The sequence below is a fragment of the Chamaesiphon sp. genome, from assembly GCF_041737865.1.
Taxonomy (GTDB): domain Bacteria; phylum Cyanobacteriota; class Cyanobacteriia; order Cyanobacteriales; family Chamaesiphonaceae; genus Chamaesiphon.
In genome coordinates this window covers 15,766-35,901 of sequence record NZ_JBGSQZ010000240.1, presented here as the reverse complement: position 1 = coordinate 35,901, position 20,136 = coordinate 15,766, and the positions used below count along the sequence as shown (strand labels likewise).

The 20,136-nt window shown below is 45.6% G+C and carries 21 protein-coding genes, 1 tRNA gene and 2 pseudogenes; 8 read left to right on the top strand and 16 right to left on the bottom strand.

The features are described from left to right. From ACEW9J_RS18300 to ACEW9J_RS18290, 3 genes and pseudogenes are all read right to left on the bottom strand, one after another. Nucleotides 1-335, bottom strand: a pseudogene (locus tag ACEW9J_RS18300) (transposase); the annotation flags it as partial. 157 nt (nucleotides 336-492) lie between these two features. Continuing rightward, a complete protein-coding gene (locus ACEW9J_RS18295) occupies nucleotides 493-1,152 on the bottom strand; it encodes a helix-turn-helix domain-containing protein (RefSeq protein WP_373546531.1) in 660 nt (219 codons plus the stop codon). 199 nt (nucleotides 1,153-1,351) lie between these two features. After that, the gene (locus ACEW9J_RS18290; RefSeq protein WP_373546530.1) at nucleotides 1,352-1,825 is read right to left on the bottom strand and encodes a Dps family protein; all 474 of its coding nucleotides are present in this window, start codon (nucleotides 1,823-1,825) and stop codon (nucleotides 1,352-1,354) included. A 171-nt stretch (nucleotides 1,826-1,996) separates the two neighbouring features. Here ACEW9J_RS18290 and ACEW9J_RS18285 point away from each other — a divergent pair, with 171 nt between their 5' ends. After that, nucleotides 1,997-2,890, top strand: coding sequence for a shikimate dehydrogenase (locus ACEW9J_RS18285; protein WP_373546529.1), 894 nt, complete (start codon nucleotides 1,997-1,999; stop codon nucleotides 2,888-2,890). A 97-nt stretch (nucleotides 2,891-2,987) separates the two neighbouring features. On the opposite strand, the gene ACEW9J_RS18280 is transcribed toward ACEW9J_RS18285, so the two are convergent. Both ACEW9J_RS18280 and tilS read right to left on the bottom strand, forming a co-directional pair. Beyond that, the gene (locus ACEW9J_RS18280; protein ID WP_373546528.1) at nucleotides 2,988-4,457 is read right to left on the bottom strand and encodes a tetratricopeptide repeat protein; all 1,470 of its coding nucleotides are present in this window, start codon (nucleotides 4,455-4,457) and stop codon (nucleotides 2,988-2,990) included. A 378-nt stretch (nucleotides 4,458-4,835) separates the two neighbouring features. Next, nucleotides 4,836-5,798 (bottom strand): tRNA lysidine(34) synthetase TilS, encoded by a 963-nt coding sequence (tilS, locus tag ACEW9J_RS18275; RefSeq protein WP_373546527.1) that lies wholly within the window; start codon nucleotides 5,796-5,798, stop codon nucleotides 4,836-4,838. A gap of 205 nt (nucleotides 5,799-6,003) precedes the next feature. On the opposite strand from tilS, the gene ACEW9J_RS18270 reads away from it, so the two are divergent. Further along, on the top strand, nucleotides 6,004-6,309 hold the full coding sequence (locus tag ACEW9J_RS18270) for a hypothetical protein (RefSeq protein WP_373546526.1): 306 nt from the start codon (nucleotides 6,004-6,006) through the stop codon (nucleotides 6,307-6,309). A 16-nt stretch (nucleotides 6,310-6,325) separates the two neighbouring features. Here the strand turns inward: ACEW9J_RS18270 and ACEW9J_RS18265 are convergent, their stop codons facing one another. Further along, nucleotides 6,326-7,216: a ChaN family lipoprotein gene (locus ACEW9J_RS18265; protein ID WP_373546525.1), complete on the bottom strand. Its 891-nt coding sequence runs from the start codon at nucleotides 7,214-7,216 to the stop codon at nucleotides 6,326-6,328. Between the two features lie 77 nt (nucleotides 7,217-7,293). On the opposite strand from ACEW9J_RS18265, the gene ACEW9J_RS18260 reads away from it, so the two are divergent. Then, complete coding sequence (locus tag ACEW9J_RS18260; RefSeq protein WP_373546524.1) at nucleotides 7,294-7,785, top strand: acyl-CoA thioesterase; 492 nt, start codon at nucleotides 7,294-7,296, stop codon at nucleotides 7,783-7,785. 305 nt (nucleotides 7,786-8,090) lie between these two features. Further along, nucleotides 8,091-8,897: a 5'/3'-nucleotidase SurE gene (gene surE, locus ACEW9J_RS18255; protein ID WP_373546523.1), complete on the top strand. Its 807-nt coding sequence runs from the start codon at nucleotides 8,091-8,093 to the stop codon at nucleotides 8,895-8,897. Between the two features lie 13 nt (nucleotides 8,898-8,910). Here surE and ACEW9J_RS18250 read toward each other — a convergent pair. The 3 genes and pseudogenes from ACEW9J_RS18250 to metK all read right to left on the bottom strand — a co-directional run. Then, nucleotides 8,911-9,036: pseudogene (locus ACEW9J_RS18250) on the bottom strand (type II toxin-antitoxin system PemK/MazF family toxin); the annotation flags it as partial. A 28-nt stretch (nucleotides 9,037-9,064) separates the two neighbouring features. After that, entirely contained in the window at nucleotides 9,065-9,292 is a 228-nt protein-coding gene (locus tag ACEW9J_RS18245; RefSeq protein ID WP_373546522.1) for a hypothetical protein, read from the bottom strand. 257 nt (nucleotides 9,293-9,549) lie between these two features. Next, nucleotides 9,550-10,809 (bottom strand): methionine adenosyltransferase, encoded by a 1,260-nt coding sequence (gene metK, locus ACEW9J_RS18240; protein WP_373546521.1) that lies wholly within the window; start codon nucleotides 10,807-10,809, stop codon nucleotides 9,550-9,552. 161 nt (nucleotides 10,810-10,970) lie between these two features. On the opposite strand from metK, the gene ACEW9J_RS18235 reads away from it, so the two are divergent. Beyond that, nucleotides 10,971-11,696 (top strand): pyridoxine 5'-phosphate synthase, encoded by a 726-nt coding sequence (locus ACEW9J_RS18235; protein ID WP_373546520.1) that lies wholly within the window; start codon nucleotides 10,971-10,973, stop codon nucleotides 11,694-11,696. 93 nt (nucleotides 11,697-11,789) lie between these two features. Then, nucleotides 11,790-12,116: an MgPME-cyclase complex family protein gene (locus tag ACEW9J_RS18230; RefSeq protein ID WP_373546519.1), complete on the top strand. Its 327-nt coding sequence runs from the start codon at nucleotides 11,790-11,792 to the stop codon at nucleotides 12,114-12,116. A gap of 165 nt (nucleotides 12,117-12,281) precedes the next feature. Here the strand turns inward: ACEW9J_RS18230 and ACEW9J_RS18225 are convergent, their stop codons facing one another. Continuing rightward, a complete protein-coding gene (locus tag ACEW9J_RS18225; protein WP_373546518.1) occupies nucleotides 12,282-13,202 on the bottom strand; it encodes an o-succinylbenzoate synthase in 921 nt (306 codons plus the stop codon). A gap of 232 nt (nucleotides 13,203-13,434) precedes the next feature. Here ACEW9J_RS18225 and petN point away from each other — a divergent pair, with 232 nt between their 5' ends. Continuing rightward, nucleotides 13,435-13,524 carry a cytochrome b6-f complex subunit PetN gene (gene petN / locus ACEW9J_RS18220; RefSeq protein WP_015160344.1) on the top strand — a complete coding sequence of 30 codons (90 nt, stop codon included), beginning with the start codon at nucleotides 13,435-13,437 and terminating at the stop codon, nucleotides 13,522-13,524. A gap of 36 nt (nucleotides 13,525-13,560) precedes the next feature. Here the strand turns inward: petN and ACEW9J_RS18215 are convergent, their stop codons facing one another. The 4 genes from ACEW9J_RS18215 to ACEW9J_RS18200 form a co-directional block, all read right to left on the bottom strand. Continuing rightward, nucleotides 13,561-13,872, bottom strand: a complete 312-nt coding sequence (locus ACEW9J_RS18215) for an antibiotic biosynthesis monooxygenase (protein WP_373546517.1) — start codon at nucleotides 13,870-13,872, stop codon at nucleotides 13,561-13,563. 40 nt (nucleotides 13,873-13,912) lie between these two features. Continuing rightward, complete coding sequence (locus ACEW9J_RS18210; RefSeq protein WP_373546535.1) at nucleotides 13,913-14,914, bottom strand: AAA family ATPase; 1,002 nt, start codon at nucleotides 14,912-14,914, stop codon at nucleotides 13,913-13,915. Between the two features lie 79 nt (nucleotides 14,915-14,993). Then, complete coding sequence (locus tag ACEW9J_RS18205; protein ID WP_373546516.1) at nucleotides 14,994-15,962, bottom strand: hypothetical protein; 969 nt, start codon at nucleotides 15,960-15,962, stop codon at nucleotides 14,994-14,996. A gap of 431 nt (nucleotides 15,963-16,393) precedes the next feature. Then, nucleotides 16,394-16,885: a molybdenum cofactor biosynthesis protein MoaE gene (locus tag ACEW9J_RS18200; RefSeq protein WP_373546534.1), complete on the bottom strand. Its 492-nt coding sequence runs from the start codon at nucleotides 16,883-16,885 to the stop codon at nucleotides 16,394-16,396. Between the two features lie 74 nt (nucleotides 16,886-16,959). Here ACEW9J_RS18200 and ACEW9J_RS18195 point away from each other — a divergent pair. Then, nucleotides 16,960-17,046, top strand: a tRNA-Ser gene (locus ACEW9J_RS18195). Between the two features lie 64 nt (nucleotides 17,047-17,110). Here ACEW9J_RS18195 and obgE read toward each other — a convergent pair. Further along, a complete protein-coding gene (gene obgE, locus ACEW9J_RS18190) occupies nucleotides 17,111-18,163 on the bottom strand; it encodes a GTPase ObgE (RefSeq protein WP_373546515.1) in 1,053 nt (350 codons plus the stop codon). 769 nt (nucleotides 18,164-18,932) lie between these two features. Then, nucleotides 18,933-19,973, bottom strand: coding sequence for a fatty acid desaturase (locus ACEW9J_RS18185; RefSeq protein WP_373546514.1), 1,041 nt, complete (start codon nucleotides 19,971-19,973; stop codon nucleotides 18,933-18,935). Between the last annotated feature and the right edge of the window lie 163 nt (nucleotides 19,974-20,136).

Sequence of the window (20,136 nt, the reverse complement as noted above, 5' to 3'; positions counted from 1 at the left end):
ACCCGCCCAGTCCATAACATGCTGGTATCAAAGGTCAGATATATTTCGGGGTCTTGCCAATTGGCAAATACTGCTTTTACTATTGGGCTATATAGTTTAGCTGGATTAATGCGTGGATTATTCACCCAGCGTGACAACCTTTTCTGGGTACTCTGAGCGATAGTCGCCTTGGTTTGGATATGGTCTATCCATTTAGTCAGATTCACGCTACCTTCGCCAATCAAACCAACCATCATCCAGCACATTACCCCTAAATGTCGAACATCTGCCCACTGACTATATTGACTGGCAAACTTAATTAATTGATGATGTAGACGAGAGGAGGTTTCGAGCATTCGAGCTGTACTGGTTTTTTGGATAAAAACAGTTTAACAGTTCTCCTCTCTTTTTTCCTCAAACCCATTACTCATCAGCTTTTACGATAATTCTTACGGACTTTTGTCCGTCAATCAGATCCAAATATTACACTTAAAATCCTGGCAAAATGCAAATTTAATTACTGACTTTTGCTCTAAATATGAGCTTATCATCTTGTCGATATCCAACATATCTAACGGTGACTAGTTCTTCAGGTGTAGCTGTTCCGGCGATTAATTGATGCCAGCGCGGATCGTACTCGACTCTAGCTCCAACTGTACCAATTATGCTGACATCCCACTGCTGAATCAATCGATCGATCGACTGCACCAATGGCAATATCTTACTGGCTGGAAAGTCATGATTTTGAGCAGCAGCATATTTAGCCGTGGGAAAGTAAGTGAGAAATGATTCTAATGTCTGTAAACTTTGATATTGAAATTCGGCTTGAAGAATTTCGCGTTGCTGCTGAAATTGGTGCTGGAGATGTTGATATTCGTGTTGCAGTGTTTTTAGTGCTTGGTGGCTAGATTTAGAAACATTTGGTTGAGTCTTATTGCTAGACAATTGTTCGCCAAATGTGTCGATTAATTCATTGACAGATATTTCGAGCGTATCGCTAATGTTGACTAATGTTTGCCACCGCAGCGTGTTAAGATTGCCCGATCGTAATTTGCCGATCGCATCAGCAGAAGTTCCGGTCGATCGGTATAGTTGTTTAAAGCTATTAATGCCCACTTTCTGCATTAATTCTTTTAGTTGTAACGTCAAGTCTAATTGTCGCTCGCTACTCATAAGAAATAACTACTTAAAGGTGAGCTGAATTGGTAGCATGTATGTTATTCTAATTATTTATCAAACTGATAACGCCTGAAACTTAGCTGGTGGTCAGTGCCCGCCTTACACTATATTTAAATTTAATTACTAAATTGGTAGTAGCAATTTATAATTTACTACTACCAATTTAGCGAAATCTACTGAAGATAATAGCCAATTATTGCTCTAACAAACTTCTCAACATCCATGCAGTTTTTTCGTGTAATTGTAAGCGTTGAGTGAGTAGATCGGCAGTCGGTTCGTCACTAGCTTTGTCGGCAATCGCATAGATCGATCGAGCCGTACGACAGACAGCTTCTTGTCCTTCAACGAGGAGTTTAATCATCTCCGTGGCTTTGGGCACACTTGTTGTTTCGGGAATCGAACTTAGCTGTGCATACTGACTATAGCTTCCAGGTGCTGGAAAGCCCAGTGCTCGAATTCGCTCGGCAATTAGATCTACTGCCAGAGCTAATTCGGTATACTGAGTTTCAAACATCAGATGGAGAGTTTGAAACATCGGCCCGGTAACATTCCAGTGGAAGTAGTGAGTTTTTAGATACAAAGTGTAAGTATCTGCCAGCAGTCGAGATAGCCCATCGGCGATCTCCTTGCGAGTATCTGCATCGATTCCAATATCTACTTGCATCATGGTTGTTAGTAATCCTGAAAGTATTTACTCATTTTTATTCATATTTTAACTAATATTGTTCATCCATTGGCTCCTCTAACTCAAAGATCCGAATAGCCTTGAGTTAATTTACCAATAACAGTCTCCAACAACCAATTAAGACGCTTCCCCGATCCTCTACACCCTCATCTTATGCCCCAAATTACTGGTACCACAAAACTGTTAGGTGTCATCGGCAGTCCGATCGGCCATTCATTCTCTCCAGCCATGCACAACGCGGCGATCGAGCATTTAGGTTTAGATTATAGATATGTAGCATTTCCCGTATTGCCAGCTTATCTATCAACCGCACTAGACGGTTTAGCCGCCATCGGCGTAGTCGGATGTAGCGTGACAATCCCGCACAAACAAGCAATTATCCCGCTCCTCGCAGAGATTAGTCCTCTGGCTAGAGCCGTAGGTGCCGTAAATACCATCAGGAACACCGCAGCAGGCTGGATCGGCACCAATACAGATGTTGCGGGATTTGTCAGCCCTCTAGCGGCGATGCGGCGGGACTGGGGACAGACAACCGTGGCGATTTTGGGCAATGGTGGTGCTGCGCGGGCAGTGGTGGCGGGGTGTCATCAGCTAGGCTGTAGCAATATCCATGTCTTTGGGCGGGATGCTGTCAAGTTGGCAGCATTTAGCTCTAGTTGGCAGGAGGAGCTACTCGTTACTGGCACCAAGCTACCTGCCCCTGTGAGGGTTGAAACTCATCCGTGGGACGAGCTATCGACTTTGATTAGTCAAGATAATTTGTTGTTAGTAAATAGTACCCCGATCGGGATGCACCCCCAAGTCGATCGAAGTCCAATTAGTGCAGAACTAATCCGAAAAATCGGCTCTAATTCAATCGCTTACGATCTGATTTATACACCACGCCCGACTAATTTTTTACAGTTAGCAAAACAGCAAGGATCGATCGCGATCGACGGGATGGAAATGCTGATTCAACAAGGTGCGATCGCCTTTGAGCTATGGCTACAACAACCAGCTCCGATCGATATTATGCGACAGGCTTTACTTCAATCTCTCAAAGAGTAAGATCGAATACTGGTGCGTTACGGCTTGCGCCTAACACACCCTACATCAACAGAAGCCTCGGCAAAGCCTACTGCAAGAGCGAATTGCTGTCAACTGTTTACTTGATTTTCTCTAACTTCCGCATGACAGAATCATAGCCAGCCGGATTATTTTGAGCTTGAAATAGTTTTGCTGCCGTCTTTAGATCTTCAGTAGCAGCGGGATTTGCTTGTAATTGAGCCTGGAGTAGCCCCCGATTAGCATAAATAATGGCCCGATCGGGTTGGAGGCGGATCGCTGTATTGTAGTCAGCTAGAGCCTGCTGATACTCTCGCATTCTTGCTTTGGTGACGCCGCGATTGAAGTAGATATCACCATTATTAGGCTCGATGGCGATCGCCCGATCGTAATCTAGCACTGCTTTCTGGTACTCCTGGGCAGAATAGAAGGCAATCCCCCGATTGAGGTAGGCGACAGCATAATCGGGTTTGAGCCGGATGACTTCATTATAATCAGCAATTGCTGCGGCTCGATCACCCATCGTGAAGTAGGCGATCCCGCGATTATTATAAGCTTCAGCTAGCTGAGGATTGAGTTTGATTGCGATAGTATAGTCGGAGATTGCTTTAGCTCGATCGCCACTTTCAGCGAGGATTACAGCTCGATTGAAGTAGGAAAGAGCATCTTTAGGGTTGAGACTGGCGACACGATTGTAGTCGCTTACTGCACCTTGACGATCTCCGAGCGAGTTTTTGGCGATGGCGCGGTTCAAATAAGCATTCGATCGATTGGGATCGAGCTGAATTGCACGATCGAAGTCGGCGATCGCGCCTTGACGATCTCCTGTCAAATCTTTAGCTTTGCCTCTGCTATTGTAGGCATTGACGTAGTTGGGTCGAAGTTCGATCGCCTTATTGTAATCTGCAATTGCACCTTGACGATCGCCGAGATCGAGTTTAGCCAACCCGCGATTGTAGTAAGCATCTACACTCCGAGGGCTGAGTTGAATCGCCTGGTTATAGCTAGCGATCGCACCTTGTTTATCACCAGTTTGCGCCATAATGATGCCTCTGCCGATCGCCAATTGCGGATCTTTAGGTTTAATCTCACTCGCCGTTTGCAAGTCCGCCATCGCACCGATTTTGTCTCCCGTACTCAGTCGCGCAAAACCGCGATTGGCATAAGCTTCAAAAAATTTCGGGTTAAGAGAGATCGCGCGAGTATAGTCTCCAATCGCCCCCAAATTATCACCGCTGGCTCCTCTAATGATGCCGCGATTATTATAGGCATCGACAAAATTAGGTTCCAACTCGATCGCGCGATTGAAATCGGCAATTGCACCCGATCGATCTCGACTGCGATAACGACGCATCGCTCGATTGTAATAGTCTCTAGCCGATCGTGGTGTAGCGGTTGGAGATTTGGTGACTTGTCGGGCGATCTGTAGCGGGAATGGTTGGATGTTTTCTCTAGTACTAGCGATCGCCTGTTGTGGATGCCCGATCGCTGCTGATATGATTAGCGTCATCAGCAACTTTGGTGCTGACAGCACCGGATCGGTAGATGATTTGCGATTTATATTTTTCATAATTAAATTTAGGTTGCATTTAACTACTCCCGCTGGATCGAATTAGTGAGCTAGGGTAGTGAGTAAATGGTGAATGGTTTTATTCTATTTTCAGGTTCGATAAAAACTCATGCTCGATGCAATTGGTTCTATACTAACAAATCTGTTAATTAACTGAGGTTGTCACTGGTCATTTATTTCTGCTTTAAAAAATATTTAATCGATAATAACTGCTCCCTATATAGATTTTACAATTCAATCTCAATGTAAGTTAATTAGTTACAGAAATTCATATAGCTGTATATTTTTATACTAAATTTAGAAGAAATATCGCTAAATGCTGAAGACAATCGCGGCAGTATAGCCTCGCCGATCGGAAATCGCCAACGATAATATCGATTAGCTCACCACAATCCATTTTCCCGAAACTTCAGCCGCTAGTCCGTGACTAAATGTTGATGTCCGCGTCCGGTTAGGGGCATTAATTAACAGAATTGTATTTTCAATTTGACTAAATGTTGGCATCTTCCCCAGTGCTTGGGTAAGAAATTGGCGGATGACTCGTCGCTGGAGTGAGAGCGCGATCGATTTGAGCATGAGTCGATCTATTTTGATACCCCGTTCGTCCAATGCTTGCTGATACCACTCGCGGGCTACTGACTCTAAATATTCGACATCGGCGCGTAATAATTCGGCTGTGCGGGCTAAATGGCTCTCGACTTGGGGGTTAAAATCTGCTGCTAATTTAGGCATAATCTCCAGCCGCAGCCGATTGCGGGCGTATTTGAGATTCTGATTGTAGGCATCTTCCCAGACGGGCAATAGATACTCTTGGCAAAATTCACCCGTCTGGGCGCGATTAACTGCCAATAGAGGACGGATTAGACTAATCTCCGGCGTCAATTGTCGTTGCCAGGACATCGCACAGAGTCCGTCGGCACCCGCACCCCGAACTAAATTGTAGAGGAGAGTTTCCGCTCTGTCAGTTTGGGTGTGAGCGGTGACTAGATAATTACTACCAGTGGTTTGAGCGATTCTCAGCAATGCTTGGTATCGCCATTCTCTCGCCGCAGCTTCTGTTTCGGGTAGATTGGCGGTGGTTTCACAGTGAAATGGTAACATCCAGCGGGCGGTGACTTGCGCTACGCGCTCGGCAATCCCGATATCCTGCGCCCAGCCATGATCGCAATGAGCGATTGCCAACTGCCACTGCCAACGCGACTGCAAATCGCGGAGCAATTGTCCCAGACATAACGAATCTTGCCCTCCCGAAACTGCCAGCAAGATCTTTGCCCCAGTGGGCAGCAACTGACGATCGATTAGGCACTGGTGAAGTTGACTATGTAAAGGGGTCCAAGGCATCAGTCAAATAGCTAATTGCTACACTGTAAACTTCGGAGGAAGTTTGACAGGTTGAGCTATTATACCAATGCCGTTGTCTTTAGTCTGCACATATAACTGTAATAAGCCAAAAAGCGTAAATATTTACAACATTATCATCTCAGACCTATGTGTTGAGACGTATCTACTCTACAGCTAACTGTCAAATTTCTACTTGAATTCAATCATGCGATACGGCACAATCGATATATTTCAGATCGTTAAAGTTATCATAGCTAGAAATTTGGAGATCGATCCAGATGCGATCGATCTGGAATTTAAATTTCATAACTTTATCGATCGACTTGCCGAATGTCGTCAGAGACAGTCTGGCTCTAATAGTTTACTTTATTATTTAGAAGCTGCAAATATTTACTTTGATTTATCTGAGGCGTTCGAGTTGAATTTTCTGGCTGATTTTACCGATTCTGCATGTATTACCGTTGCCGATTTAATTCTATTGATTAGATCGAGACTGGATCGATTAGCCTAAAATGGAGTCAATTAATTTAATTATTCTTTCGATCTGGGTGCCAAATGAAATCGGCAGGTTGGGGCTGTTGAGGATCGACATCGTGACTGAGTAATACTGTTTTTTGGCTAAATTTTGAGCCAGCCAATCGCCGCTGTACGCGATCGGGAATACCGTAACCATAAATAATATGTGAGCTACCTGCTAAGACGATCGTTTGACGATCGGGATTTTGCTTGGCAAAATTAGCAACGCGTTCTGCCATAGTTTCATCCCACAATAATTGAGCGGTATAAAATCTGTCAAAACTTCTACTCGCGATCGAGACAATCCCCGCATGTTGTTGATAACTGGCTGAAATCATCCCCCGATATTCGATATTAGTCCGATCGATCTCGGCAATCGGCGGGATATATTGAAGTTCTGCTTTAGTTAAACTCTCTAATCCTTGTTTTGAAGCTTTGCGAGTAATTTCGGTAGGTGTATTTAGAGCGATTAGGGGTAAGCGGTGAGCTTTGGCAAATTCGAGGATTGGGGCGTAATATTCCCATTTAAATCCCCACCGTTTATCAAATTCCGACTGCTGACGTAACTCGGCAGCGGTAATATTGCCGGCTAAATAGCGATCGAGAATTGGCTGCGCTGGACGCTGAAACATCTCCATCCCGATTGCCAGCTTGGAATTGTGCTTAAATAATGCTTGAATAATTGCTAACTGCTGCTGATGATCCCACTCGCGATCGTGTGTTTCGCCTAGGTAAACAACATTCGCAGTTTGAAGCTGTGTGACGATCTGCTGTTGCGGTAGGGTAAATCCGATCTCGCTCTGAGTTGTAGCTGTTACAGGACTAGTCGGCATCATGATGATATTGCCAGATACAATTATAATTAACCCCCATACAAGTGTGGCAATCCGACGTATATTCATGTTGGAACTAGATATTAATATTTAGTTAAGATAACGCACAACATCTTTGTCCGCATCGCTCACTGAGGCTACCAATCATGTCCGAAACTACAGATATCCGCGAACCATTTCCCCCAGCTAGTGCGATTGAGAAATTGAGTTATCAAGCCATGTCAGCAAATTGGTTTGAATATCCGATCGTGGTTCACCCCCATCATACTGACTATGGTGGCGTTGTTTGGCATGGCACGTACTTGACTTGGATGGAAGAGGCGCGGGTGGAATGTCTAAAATCAATCGGGATTGATTTTGCCGATTTGGTGGCTCTGGGGTGCGATTTACCTGTAGTCGATCTATCGGTTCGCTATCGTCGCGCTTTGAAAATGGGTGAGTCCGCGATTGTCAAAACTCGCACGATCGATCTGGAGGGAGTACGGATTGTATGGGAATATGAGATTCAGTCAGTCGATCGATCGATTGTTTATCTCACTGGAATGGTAACGCTAGTAGCTGTCGATCGAGAGAAGGGCAAAATTATGCGTCAATTACCAGCCACAGTTAAAGACGCACTTGTCAAGCTGCGGGAATAGTTAGATCGGGCGGATTTTGACAAGAAAAATATTGGGTTTTGAGGTTTCTGGGAGTAATGGGTATTTTAAAACACATCAGCAATTCTCATTTTAAAACCGCTGTACTAGTTCAGCGATTAAATCAGCTCAGGTGGTGACGAGAGAATGAGGGTTTCAAGAGTTTTATTTTTAAAAACCAAGCCTATCTCCAATCCCAATTTCCATAATGAGAATTGCTGAAAACACATCCAGGATCGGCGAGAATCGATCGATCCGTGCATCAGATGTGTTAGAAAGACACTAACCGCCACCTCGCATAGATCCGCATGAAATTATTAATTAGCAACGATGATGGGATCTTCGCTCTGGGAATCAAGACTTTGGCGGATACACTCGCTATAGCCGGACATGAAGTAATTGTAGTCTGTCCCGATCGCGAACGATCGGCAACTGGTCATGGTTTGACTCTTCACGATCCGATTCGGGCTGAAGAAGTTACAGGTATTTTTCATCATACCGTTAGGGCTTGGTCTTGTTCTGGTACTCCTGCCGATTGTGTGAAATTAGCACTGGGAGCATTACTAGATGGTTTCCCCGATTTCGTCCTCTCAGGCATCAATCATGGTGCCAACCTCGGCACGGACGTTTTGTACTCTGGAACGGTGTCTGCGGCGATGGAAGGCACGATCGAGGGGATTCCTAGTATTGCCTTTAGCTTGACTAGTTTCAGTTGTCGGGAGTTTCAACCCGCCGCGAATTTTGCCAAAGATTTAATCGCTCATCTGGAACATCAACCGCTGTCAGAATCGTTGTTATTAAACGTGAATATCCCACCCGTTCCAGCTTCAGAAATTGCTGGAGTCAAAATTACCCGTCAAGGGATCAGGCGATATTTTGATACTTTCCAAAAGCGGGTAGATCCGCGTGGCAAAACTTACTATTGGTTGTCTGGAGAAGTAGTTCAGGATTTAGATCAACCAGAACATCTCCATCTTCCCGCAATCGAAACTGATGTGCAAGCGATAAAAAGCAATTTTATTACGATCGTGCCACTTCAGTTTAATATGACTTCTACGACTGGAGTATTTAGTCTCAAAGATTGTGGAATTGAAGGATTAAAAATAGAATTATGAATTTGATAGCTTCGACTATAATTTTTAATGGTAACACCCCAATCGCATCATCATTAACGATCTCACAAGGTCTAGTCTTTCTAATTTCGCTGTTAATCGTTGGTTCCAAATTTACCAACCAGACCTCACCTCTGAACATTGATTTTCCTCGATCTTGGCTGTTGTGACTACTCTAAAAAATCTTCTCCATCAAGACTAGTAAAAATAGTTAACTCTGAATCATCGGTGTAATCATTTATTGCTAATTTAGCTGCTATTCTTAATTGCTGTTCTAATTGTCGCCCAGTCATCACCTGCTTTTGGGCTTCAATCGAATTCAGTGCGATTGTAGCGATCGACAATCGCTCATCGATCGATAGATTGGGTAAGGCTTTAATAATCTCTGTGGTTTCCATTTTCAACCAGTTTAGGACGATCGAAAAGATTGGTAGCTCATTTGATGTAACCGCAAAATACCATGAACCCACCCTAACATATTCACCAGTGATGGTAACGATCGACAAACCATCAGCTCACAGGTGCGAGTCACAAAACTTCCCCTAAAGCCTAAAGCCTGAGATCTGACTTTCGCAGGAAATATCATCAAAAACCCCCTCATCAAGGGGGTAATACCATCTCAGCAGCCCAAACGGGAAAACGGCAAGATTGATTATTAACCAGCAGTTGCGGTGAGAAATTTAGCCGCAGCCGCTTTGAGCGTAGCCGCTTTGTCAGTTTGCTCCCAAGGTAGATCCAAGTCATCGCGACCAAAATGACCGTAGGCGGCGACATCTTGATAAAAACGACCGCCACGTTCTGCGGGAAGATTTCGCAGGTTGAAAGTAGCGAGAATCCCTTCTGGACGAAGTTCAAAATGCTCTTCGATCAGTTCAAACATTTGGTCATCACTGATGATGCCAGTGCCGAAGGTTTCGACTAAAATACTGACAGGACAAGCTACACCGATCGCATAACTAAGCTGAATTTCACACTTGGCAGCCAAGCCAGCCGCGACGACATTTTTAGCCACATGACGGCAAGCATATGCCGCAGATCGATCGACTTTGGTGGGATCTTTACCAGAGAAAGCACCACCACCATGACGGGAGTAGCCGCCGTAGGTGTCGACAATAATTTTGCGTCCAGTCAAACCAGCGTCGCCCTGAGGGCCGCCAATTACAAATTTACCTGTAGGGTTGACTAAGAAATGGGTTTTGTCATCTGGCTTGATGTCCAAATCCGCGAACACGGGTATCACTACATATGTCCAGAGATCCGCTTTGATTTTGGCTTGAACGCCAGCATCATCAGTGATGTCACCAATTGCCGCATCGTGTTGAGTCGAGATCAAGATGGTATCGATACCTACAGGTACGCCATTTTTGTACTCGACGGTAACTTGCGTTTTGCCATCGGGACGGAGATAGGGTAAATCTCCAGTCTTGCGGACAGCCGCCAAGCGTCGAGCGACGCGGTGCGACAAACTGATTGGCAATGGCATTAATTCGGGTGTTTCGTTACAAGCATACCCGAACATAATTCCTTGATCGCCTGCACCAGTCTGGTCGAAAATGTCGGTGCCATCGCCCCGATTTTCTTTGGCTGTATTGACTCCTTGGGCAATATCAGGCGATTGTTGATCCAAAGCAATTAGCACTGAGGCACTAGTCGCTGAAAATCCATTATCAGCATTGGTATAACCGATTTCAGCAATTTTTTTGCGGGCTAAGTCAATGTAGTTGACAGTCGCTTTGGTAGTGATTTCACCAGTGATCAAGACGAGTCCGGTATTGACTACGACTTCTGCTGCGACGCGACTATAAGGGTCTTGGGCGAGTAAGGCATCCAAAATCGTATCAGAGATCTGATCGCAGATTTTATCAGGATGACCTTCCGTGACTGATTCCGAAGTAAAAAGATATCTACGCGACAAGGAATAGTCCTCCTTTTGGTACTGGCTAATGTTAGCCTATATATTTGCACAATACCCACAAATTAATCCAAAATTTCAGTATTCTGTTATCTTATGTGCTAGCACAAGATATGAGCTGGTATCCAATACTACACCAAAACCGAACAAAGGAGAATTAAAAATTGTTGATGCTTGGGGTAAATATCGACCATGTAGCCACGATTCGACAAGCGCGGCGGACTGTGGAACCCGATCCAATTGCGGCAGCGGTATTGGCTGAACTGGCTGGTGCTGAAGGTATTACGGCGCATTTGCGGGAAGATCGGCGGCATATGCAGGATCGGGATATTCGGCTATTGCGGCAAACTGTCCGCACTCGTCTAAATCTAGAGATGGCGGCGACGGCGGAGATGGTGCAAATCGCACTGGAGGTGAAGCCTGATTATGTCACGCTCGTACCAGAAAAGCGGGAAGAAGTAACGACAGAGGGGGGATTGGATATTGCCGGACAACTCGATCGAATGAAGTCGGTGGTAGACAAGCTACAATCGGCGGGGATTCCAGTGAGCCTATTTATCGATCCAGAACCCGCCCAAATTGACGCGTCAGTCCAGGTAAAGGCAAAATTTATCGAACTACATACGGGACGCTATGCTGAGGCTAAGGAGCCGATGCGGGTGCAGCAGGAACTAGCGAATTTAGCCACAGGATGCGAACAGGCGATCGCGTCTGGTTTGCGAGTGAATGCGGGACACGGACTGACTTATTGGAATGTCCGCCCGATCGCGTGTCTCCCAGGGATGGAAGAATTGAATATCGGTCATAGTATCATCAGTCGATCGGTACTCGTTGGGATCGATCGAGCCATCCGCGAAATGAAAGCAGCCATGTTTGGGATGATTATTTAGCCAGAGGTTTTTTATTGTAGTGAGTAAAGTATATAAATCCTAAGCCCTATTCACTATCCACCATCCATCATCCACCATCCACCATCCACCAATATGCAAACTTACTATTATTTAGTCGCCAGTCAGAAATTTTTACGCAAAGAAGAAAATCTCGATGAAGTCTTTGCAGAGCGCGTCCGCAATTATCAAGAACAAGGGAAAGAAATTGACTTTTGGTTAATCGATCGACCTGTTTTTTTGGATGCTCCAGAATTAGCAACTGTCAAAGCTAAAGTGCCGCAGCCAGCTACAGGAGTTGTATCTACTAACCCACAGTTTATCACTTGGTTAAAACTTCGACTAGAGTTTGTAGCTACAGGTGAATTTCAAGCCCCATCAGCAACTATTCCCGATCCAATTGGTTCTCTAGTTGCAGCTTAAATTAATTGATAATTGATATAGCAATCGCTCACGAGCGGTTAAGACATGCGAAAATCCTTGAAACCCAGATCCCCGCCTTCTTAGAAAAGTCGAGGATCTGTCCGCAGCGATATGACAACAGCTATAGATCGAAACGATCAAAATGCGATCGAGAGCGTATTTACTTCAAACGCTAAACCACTCATCTATGCCAAAACCCATGCTCCGCTTTAGCTGCAAGCTTGAGGCTAGTTGAAAAGCGGCATCTCTACCCACATTAGTTTCCATTACTGATGAAAAAACCACATCGAGCTGATGTTGAGTTATAAATTCTGCCAATCGCCACGGAAACCCAGCAATTCCAGGCTTGACAACATAAATACCCCGCCAACCGTCAGCATAAACAGATTGAATTCGATCGAATGTAGCAACAGACTCATCCAGCGCGATCGGGGTGTTATGTACTCTAGCTAATTCCTGCATCTGTGAGATTGAATCCGGTGCTAAAGGTTGCTCGATGAACTCGGTTCGCGACTCTCGATCGCAAAGTTCTAACCACTGCTCGGCTTCTAGATAAGTTAACCCCCCATTCGCATCGAGCCGGAGTTTAGCATTCGTAGGTACAGTCGCCATCAATTGTGTCCAGATTGCCACCTCCTGAGCGATCGGCAGTACCCCAATCTTCCATTTAAAAGTAGAGTATCCTCGATCGGCTAAAGCTGGTAATCGGGCGATTGCTGCCGCGCCTGAAGGTAAAAGCGCACTCATCCCTAGAGTTGATTTGTGCCAATCGATGTTCGCTGGAGTAGAGTTAAAAGCTGTCAAAGCACTCCCAAATCCAAACTGACATGCGGGTAAATTATCGGGAATTTGATAAATTCGATCGACACTAATATTAGTGCCAATTCGATCGCAGTACACTGTTGCCTGTTCGATCGATTCTGACCCAAACCACGGTATCGGTGAGATTTCACCTTGATTGGATCTTCCTAAATCGTCAGTGAGTCGAATCAAGATCCCCGATCTAACTTTCCATACCCCATGACTAGTGTTCAACGGTTGTCGAAATGGACGTTGATAGATTGAATATGTAAATTGATAATTCATGCCTAGTGTCAAGTTAGATATCTAGGGTAGGGGGTGAATGGCGAAAAGTGCGGGAACAGGGGTTTCCTAAATGGGCGGGAAACAAAGGCGAGACAAGTGGAGCACCTTTTCAAGACAGTGAATGGTGGATGGTGAATAGTGAATCATGATGTCTCTCGATGAGGTGGTTCGGGATTATGTCAGCAAAGGATTATGTTAGAATAAAGGATAAAATATAATTCTAAATAAAATCATGGATATTCTTACCCTCGGCTGGGTTTCACTGTTAGTCTTATTCACCTGGTCGATCTCGATGGTCGTTTGGGGTCGCAACGGCTTCTAAGTGCAAAGATTTATTACTGCTTGTCGAAACCCAACATTAGCTGTTGGGTTTTTCATTGGCGATCGCTAATTCAAAATGTTCGACAGTGGGGAAAGGATCGTAAAAGTGATGTAATAATTGCCGCCACTGTTGATACTCAGGCGATTGTCGAAACCCGATCGTATGGTCTTCGAGATTGCGCCACCGCACTAATAATAAATATTTGCCTGAGACTTCCAGGCACCGCTGTAACTCATGGGATAGATAGCCTTCGATCGCGGAAATTAGTGGGGTTGCAGTTGCAAAAGCTGCCTCAAATTCTAGCTCTTTGCCAGCGACCACATTTAATATTACAGCTTCTAAGATCATCTGAATTTTCCTGGTAATGTTGAGATAATCCAGCGACAATTTATGCTGCGATGAGTTGGCGATAATCTTGGAGAAACTTCTGAATCGAGGGATCTTTTTCGATGAGTACGGCAAAAATGCCTAATTGTCCGCGCGATCGCATTAACCCCAATAGATCTGACAAAAACAACTGTATCCACTCCGCTGTAGCCACCTGAGTGAGCCAACAAAAAGCATAATAGGCGCGATTGGCATCGGTGGCATGAATAGTCAACCCGATAACTGTAGCATACCGAGCAGAAGGCTCGACGGGAAAAGGAAGATCGCTACCATTGCCATCCAGAATCGGGAGCAGATCGGGCAACTGTTGATATGTCAAGCTAAAAGCTTGAAACTCGGCACTAGCCGCTACCCCGATCGCTGGTGCCAAATCCAACCCATTGTAATGTAGACTACTAGCCATCATCCACGATCGCGGCGAACACCAGGCTGGTTGTTGCGGATCGATCTTGTGCAGCAAGCTGGGGCGAAAACACAAGAAAGCGATAATTTGCTCGTGAATACCTTGCCCGATGGCATAAGTTTTGAAGCTCTCAAAATCTGGCTCCACTTGCAAATGTAAAAACCGATTGGCTAAAGGCGTTGGCATCTCAAACACCCCAGCGCGATCCTCCTTGCGGTTTCCTGCTGCCCATACAAACCAGCCATCAGGCACAACATAAGAACCTACACGGCGATCCAAAATCAGTTGCTGTGCCATCCCCTGCATCGTTGGCGGAGCCATATTAATCTCATCGAGAAACAGAATTCCTCTCCCCTGTTGAGGCAAAAATTCGGGGGGGAACCACTTAGAAACTCCCGCCTCTGCCACAGGCAATCCCCGCAGATCCGTTGGTGCCAGTTGACTCAACCGGATATCGACAACTTCGAGCTGATGGATGCTTGCTAGTTGCTCGACGATGCTAGATTTGCCAATCCCTGGCGCACCCCAAATCATCGTGCTAATTTTGAGATTGTTGGTAATCAGACGATCGAGATAAGTCTTTAAGTCTTCAGGATTCATGGGAACGGCTGTGCCTGGGTGTTTGGGCGTGTAGGTATGCGGGAATCTGGATGTTGGTATTACCAACTAGTTACTACCTTCACCATTTCAACAATTTACGCAATTCTCCTCGGAGTTGAGGCGATGTATTGGAGTTACCAACAAAAGAGTCATAAATCAGTCGAGCTAGTTGGCTCTGGGCGGTGTAGCTTGCCCACAGTTGTTTCCAGAGCCGATCGATCGTCGCACTAGGAGTGCTTGGATGGCGTACCACCGCCAACTGCAATACATTCCAGTCTGTTTGCGCTAGCTCTACTAATTGATGGGATTCTGTCGTCATTTGTTTCGCTAGCCACAGCGAGCTAGCTACTGACCGATCGGGCGCAAGACACATCTGCATCAGTAGCTCAGTTGCGATCTGGGGATGAAGTGCTACTAATGTTGTAAAGATAGGATCGTTAGTTTGTCGATATGTGGATAAAATCTGCTCCAGTACGGCAACAGGTGTCTGGGCATTTTCTGCCACAATTTGCGCGACACTACCACTAACATTGACAATCTCGGCGAGTAAGTCGGGTGGTGTGTGGGGATGTGCGGCGACAGCTCGGATCAGTTCTCGATCCTGATAACGTGATTTTTGGGCTAGATTTTTTAGTAATGCGCTGGGAGCTTGGGGATTGTAAGCTACTGCCAGCCAGAGACTATAATCCTGCTGAGTGAGTGCATACTCCATCAGGTTTCGGGGTACCCGCTCGCATTGCAGCAAACTCGTCAGGGTAGAGTGTGGAATCTCCGCCGCCAGATCGAGCCGCTCCAATTGTAATAGTTCAAACATCGGGTTGCTCAGGATGGCTTCAGGAAAGTCAATCCCTAATTGCCAGAGGACATCTGTAGGCGTATTAGGATTATTAGCGACAATCCGCCGTAGTTCCCAATCTTTCTCTGTGGCAATTTTACGTAGTAGTTGTGGATCTGTGTTGGGGTTACTAGCCATCTGCGCCGCTGACACTCTTGGATTTACCGTGCTAGCAGTTGTGTCAGTTACTAGCTCATCGATCTTTACTTCCATACTTATTTTCCGAATCTCTCGCTTACTCACTCATCGATTAGAGTACCCAGATAGAAACCCAAAGATGAAGGTTACTAAAATAATTCGTAGAAAGTTGCGATCTTTAGCTGAAAATTAGCTGTATGTGTTGATGTTCCTAATATGTAGTATCTACCGATCGGGATATTTAATATCCAAACGACATCAAGTTTTCAGACATTTATTACCAACGATCGAGGGTAAGATTCATGCTTTATATCATGGCTATGAAATTTCCTTGGACATCAAAATACATGACGTCACCTTGGTATTGCTATTGACTTGGTTTGGCGGGCTATTTATTACGATCTGCTCGATTTTAGATAATCTCGTTGTGGGTACTAAAAACCCTCAATATTCGACGACGGTACAAATTGTCGCCCTTTATCAATTGTCAATTAATTTACATCTGGTTATTCATCAATTCGATCGCAAGCTCCAATACTCACCCAAGTACTGGAAATCTGACCATTGACGTTGTGATACCACTCTTTTTTCCAGATTGGGGCTTGATGCTTGAGTGTATCGATCGCATATTTACACGCCTCAAAGGCTTCACCCCGATGGGGACATCCCACAGCTACCAGCACGCTGATTTCGCCGATCTTTAACTTGCCCACTCGATGGTAAATGACGATCCGATTAGCCTCAGTCCATTGCTGACGAATCTCTAACCCAATGGCGGCAAATACCCGCATCGCCATCGGCTCGTAAGCTTGGTATTCTAGATATTCTACTGCTTGTCCATCAGTGCGATCGCGAACTGTCCCGCTCATGATGACTACAGCTCCATTTCCTGGTGCATCAGCTAGCTGGTAGACTTCATCTAAGGATAGAGGTGCAAAGCCGATCGCAAATCGATCGTCAGGATGAGCCGAGACTTGAGTAAGTGTAGGGATTGTCATCATCGATTTAAAATATATTGTAAAAATATCATCAACGTGATATATTTGTAAATGTCGGTTAATAGCCGTAATGTGGATAGGTGGCTGAGTGGTCGAAAGCGGCACACTGCTAATGTGTTATGGGAGTGATCCCATCGAGGGTTCGAATCCCTCCCTGTCCGTTGTTAATCGTCTAAATCAAAGAGTAGGAGCAATTCATCAATTGCCCCTACTCTCTTATGTCACCTATTTCAGTACTGGAAACGCCGCCCGTTCCAGAGCTAATTTCTCCGCAGCGCGTTCGGCTGCGAGTAAGTCTAATTGCTGCCAAACTTTCGCCAGCAGTGGCTCCAAACCCGTGTGAGTCGCTGAAGAAATTAAAAATACTTCCTGTTGGGCGACTTCACTCAAAGCTTGAGCGATTTCGGCAACTTCCTCATCATCTACAGCGTCAATCTTGCTCAAAGCTAAGATTTGGGGGCGAGTGACCAGAGACTCACTATAAGCAGTCAACTCTTGTCGAATCGTCTGATAGGCACCGATCGGATCGTCGCCAGTTGCCTCGACTAGGTGCAATAATACTCGTGTGCGCTCGATGTGCCGGAGGAAATCATGTCCCAAACCCGCACCTTCAGAGGCACCCTCGATCAACCCAGGAATATCTGCGAATAACGTACCATCGCCAGAGGGTTTCCTGACGACACCCAAATTAGGAACTAGGGTTGTAAAGGGATAATCAGCTACTTTCGGACGGGCGGCGGAGAGGGCGGAGATCAGAGTAGATTTACCAGCATTTGGCAACCCAATAATCCCGACTTCGGCTAATAATTTTAGTTCCAGCCGAATCCGCTTCTGCTGCGATAGTTGCCCAGGTAATGCGTATTCGGGAGCGCGGTTACTATTGCTCAAAAAGTGAGCGTTACCCAATCCACCTTTACCACCAGTAACAACTCGAAAAGTCTGTCCTGGCTCCACTAAATCGACCAACAGTTCATCGTTTGCCGTATCATAAATCATCGTACCGCAAGGTACATCAATATTCAGGTCGTCACCGGACGCGCCAGTGCAATTACTCGAACCACCTTTACCGCCGTTTTCCGCTTTGAAGCGACGGTTGTACCGAAAATCTAGCAAGGTTTGCAGGTGTTCGACAGCAGTAAATAACACTGAGCCGCCTTTACCACCGTTACCGCCAGAAGGCCCCCCAGCCGGAATGTATTTTTCCCGCCGAAAGGTGACTATCCCATCGCCGCCACTTCCTGATTCTACTTCTACTTCTGCGAGATCGATGAATTGCATGGTTTGGGCGATTGGGTATAAATGAGTCAGGCTTTATTTTAACTCACTATCTACCTACCCTTACATATCTACAGCGATCCTCGATGAGAAGCTAAGTAAGTGTAGGGTGTGTTAGCGTCAGCGTAACGCACCGAGATTGAGACTATTGGTGACAAGCGAATCGGTAAACGAAGAGAACTTGTGGGTTGCGAGTTTTATTTGTGTGGGCAGAACCCGGATCTGGGGGTTCCGACCCCCAGACCCCCCGTTGAGGAGCGGAACGCCGCCCCTCAAACTCCCCTGCTTACAGGTGGCTTGTGTGTAGCTTAGTGCGGCGTTCACTCCATTTTAGGGTTTAGTTGGAAGTTATTCCAATACGATTCGGTTCAGCGGAGCTGGCACGGTGAGATCGGCATTAGGTGGGTAATAGCTGCGCTAAAACGACAGTAAGTGTAGTGGCTCGACACGACTAAATATGTGGGTAAAGCGATCGCCAAACAGATTACTAATTGTATTTCTCAGAGTTCTGAATGCCCACAGGTTTAGTCATGTCGTCCCAGTAGGGTGTGTTAGGCGCAAGCCGTAACGCACCAAGGTTAAGACTTGTCACTCGATCGGTAGCCACAGATCTTTGGTGCGTTACGCTGTCGATAACACACCCTACGGTATTTTTACGCATCAAATAGGGTCGAGCGATGACGATCGCAGATAATAAATAAGGTGGGCAAATACCCACCCTCAGAGTTTTTTTGGATTTATTTCCTAAAGCCTAAAGCCTAAAACCTAAAACCTAATTATTAGCGTTAAAGTCGCGGAAGCTTTGATAAAATTCATTTTCTTCATAGATATGACACTTATCGGTAATATCTTTCATCATTTCCCAGGTGAACTTACGTTCTTTAATATATTCGCCCCAATTACTTTGAATGATGGCGTGAGCTTCCCGCAGTCGGTAGGAAGGGATAGCTGTGGAAATATGATGGGGAACGTGAACGTTGATATCGTGACAGAGGAATTCCACCCAGCGAGGGTAATCACAATGAACTGTACCAGATAGTTGGGCGATCGCTTCGTTCCATTCGCCTGCTGGTGTAAACGGAATATCAGCGGCGGTATGGTGGACGATCGTAAAGGTACTCATCCAGAAATGATACACCAACCAAGGCACAACCCAAAATTTGACAAGTCCCCAAATGCCCACCGTGCCAATGATGACTGGAAAGATAATTGCAGCACCGATAATGACAAATAAGGCGGAGAATTTTACATCATCGCGGGTTTTGCCTGCTGGAAACTTGCGCCAGTCAAAGTGGACTGCTGCCCAATGAGGTAATGATGCCAACCACCACAACCGACCGCGCATCGCTTGGTAGACTACTTGGAGCCATGCTGGTGCATCTTGATAGGCTTCTGGTCGCCACGGTTGCCACGCGTTGTCCACGTCCATTTTGTTGGTGTGCTTGTGGTGTTTGGCATGACCGTATCGCCAACCGTGAAAGGGATAAATCAGGGTCAACATGAACAGATGACCGACGATATCATTGACTTTCCGACTATTTGAAAATGAACGGTGAGCGCAGTCATGCCCAATGACAAAGCAGCCAGTCATTGCCGTACCTGTAAATATCCAAGCTAGGGGTAAAAGGTACCAAGGCGAGACAGATATGGCAAACATCCCTAGTGTTACCGTCACGATCGTTTTGAGCGTCATCAGCAGAGCTTTGCTGTTGTCTTTAGCAAAAACTTCCTTAGGTAAAGACTGGACGATATGCTTGAGCTTGAGATTCGGGGACAGCGCGGTGGCTGGATTCGGATCGATCGATAAAGTCATGTAGCGGTTTAGTCCAAAGATGATAAGGTAAAGTTGCTGCTACTGCCAATTAGACACCGCTCTATCGGCAGATAAGTGACAATTATGAGTTTGCAGCCGAACTCGATCCCATTTTGTTAACAATCGTTAATAATTATCGTACATTAATCTACGGCTGGGGTCT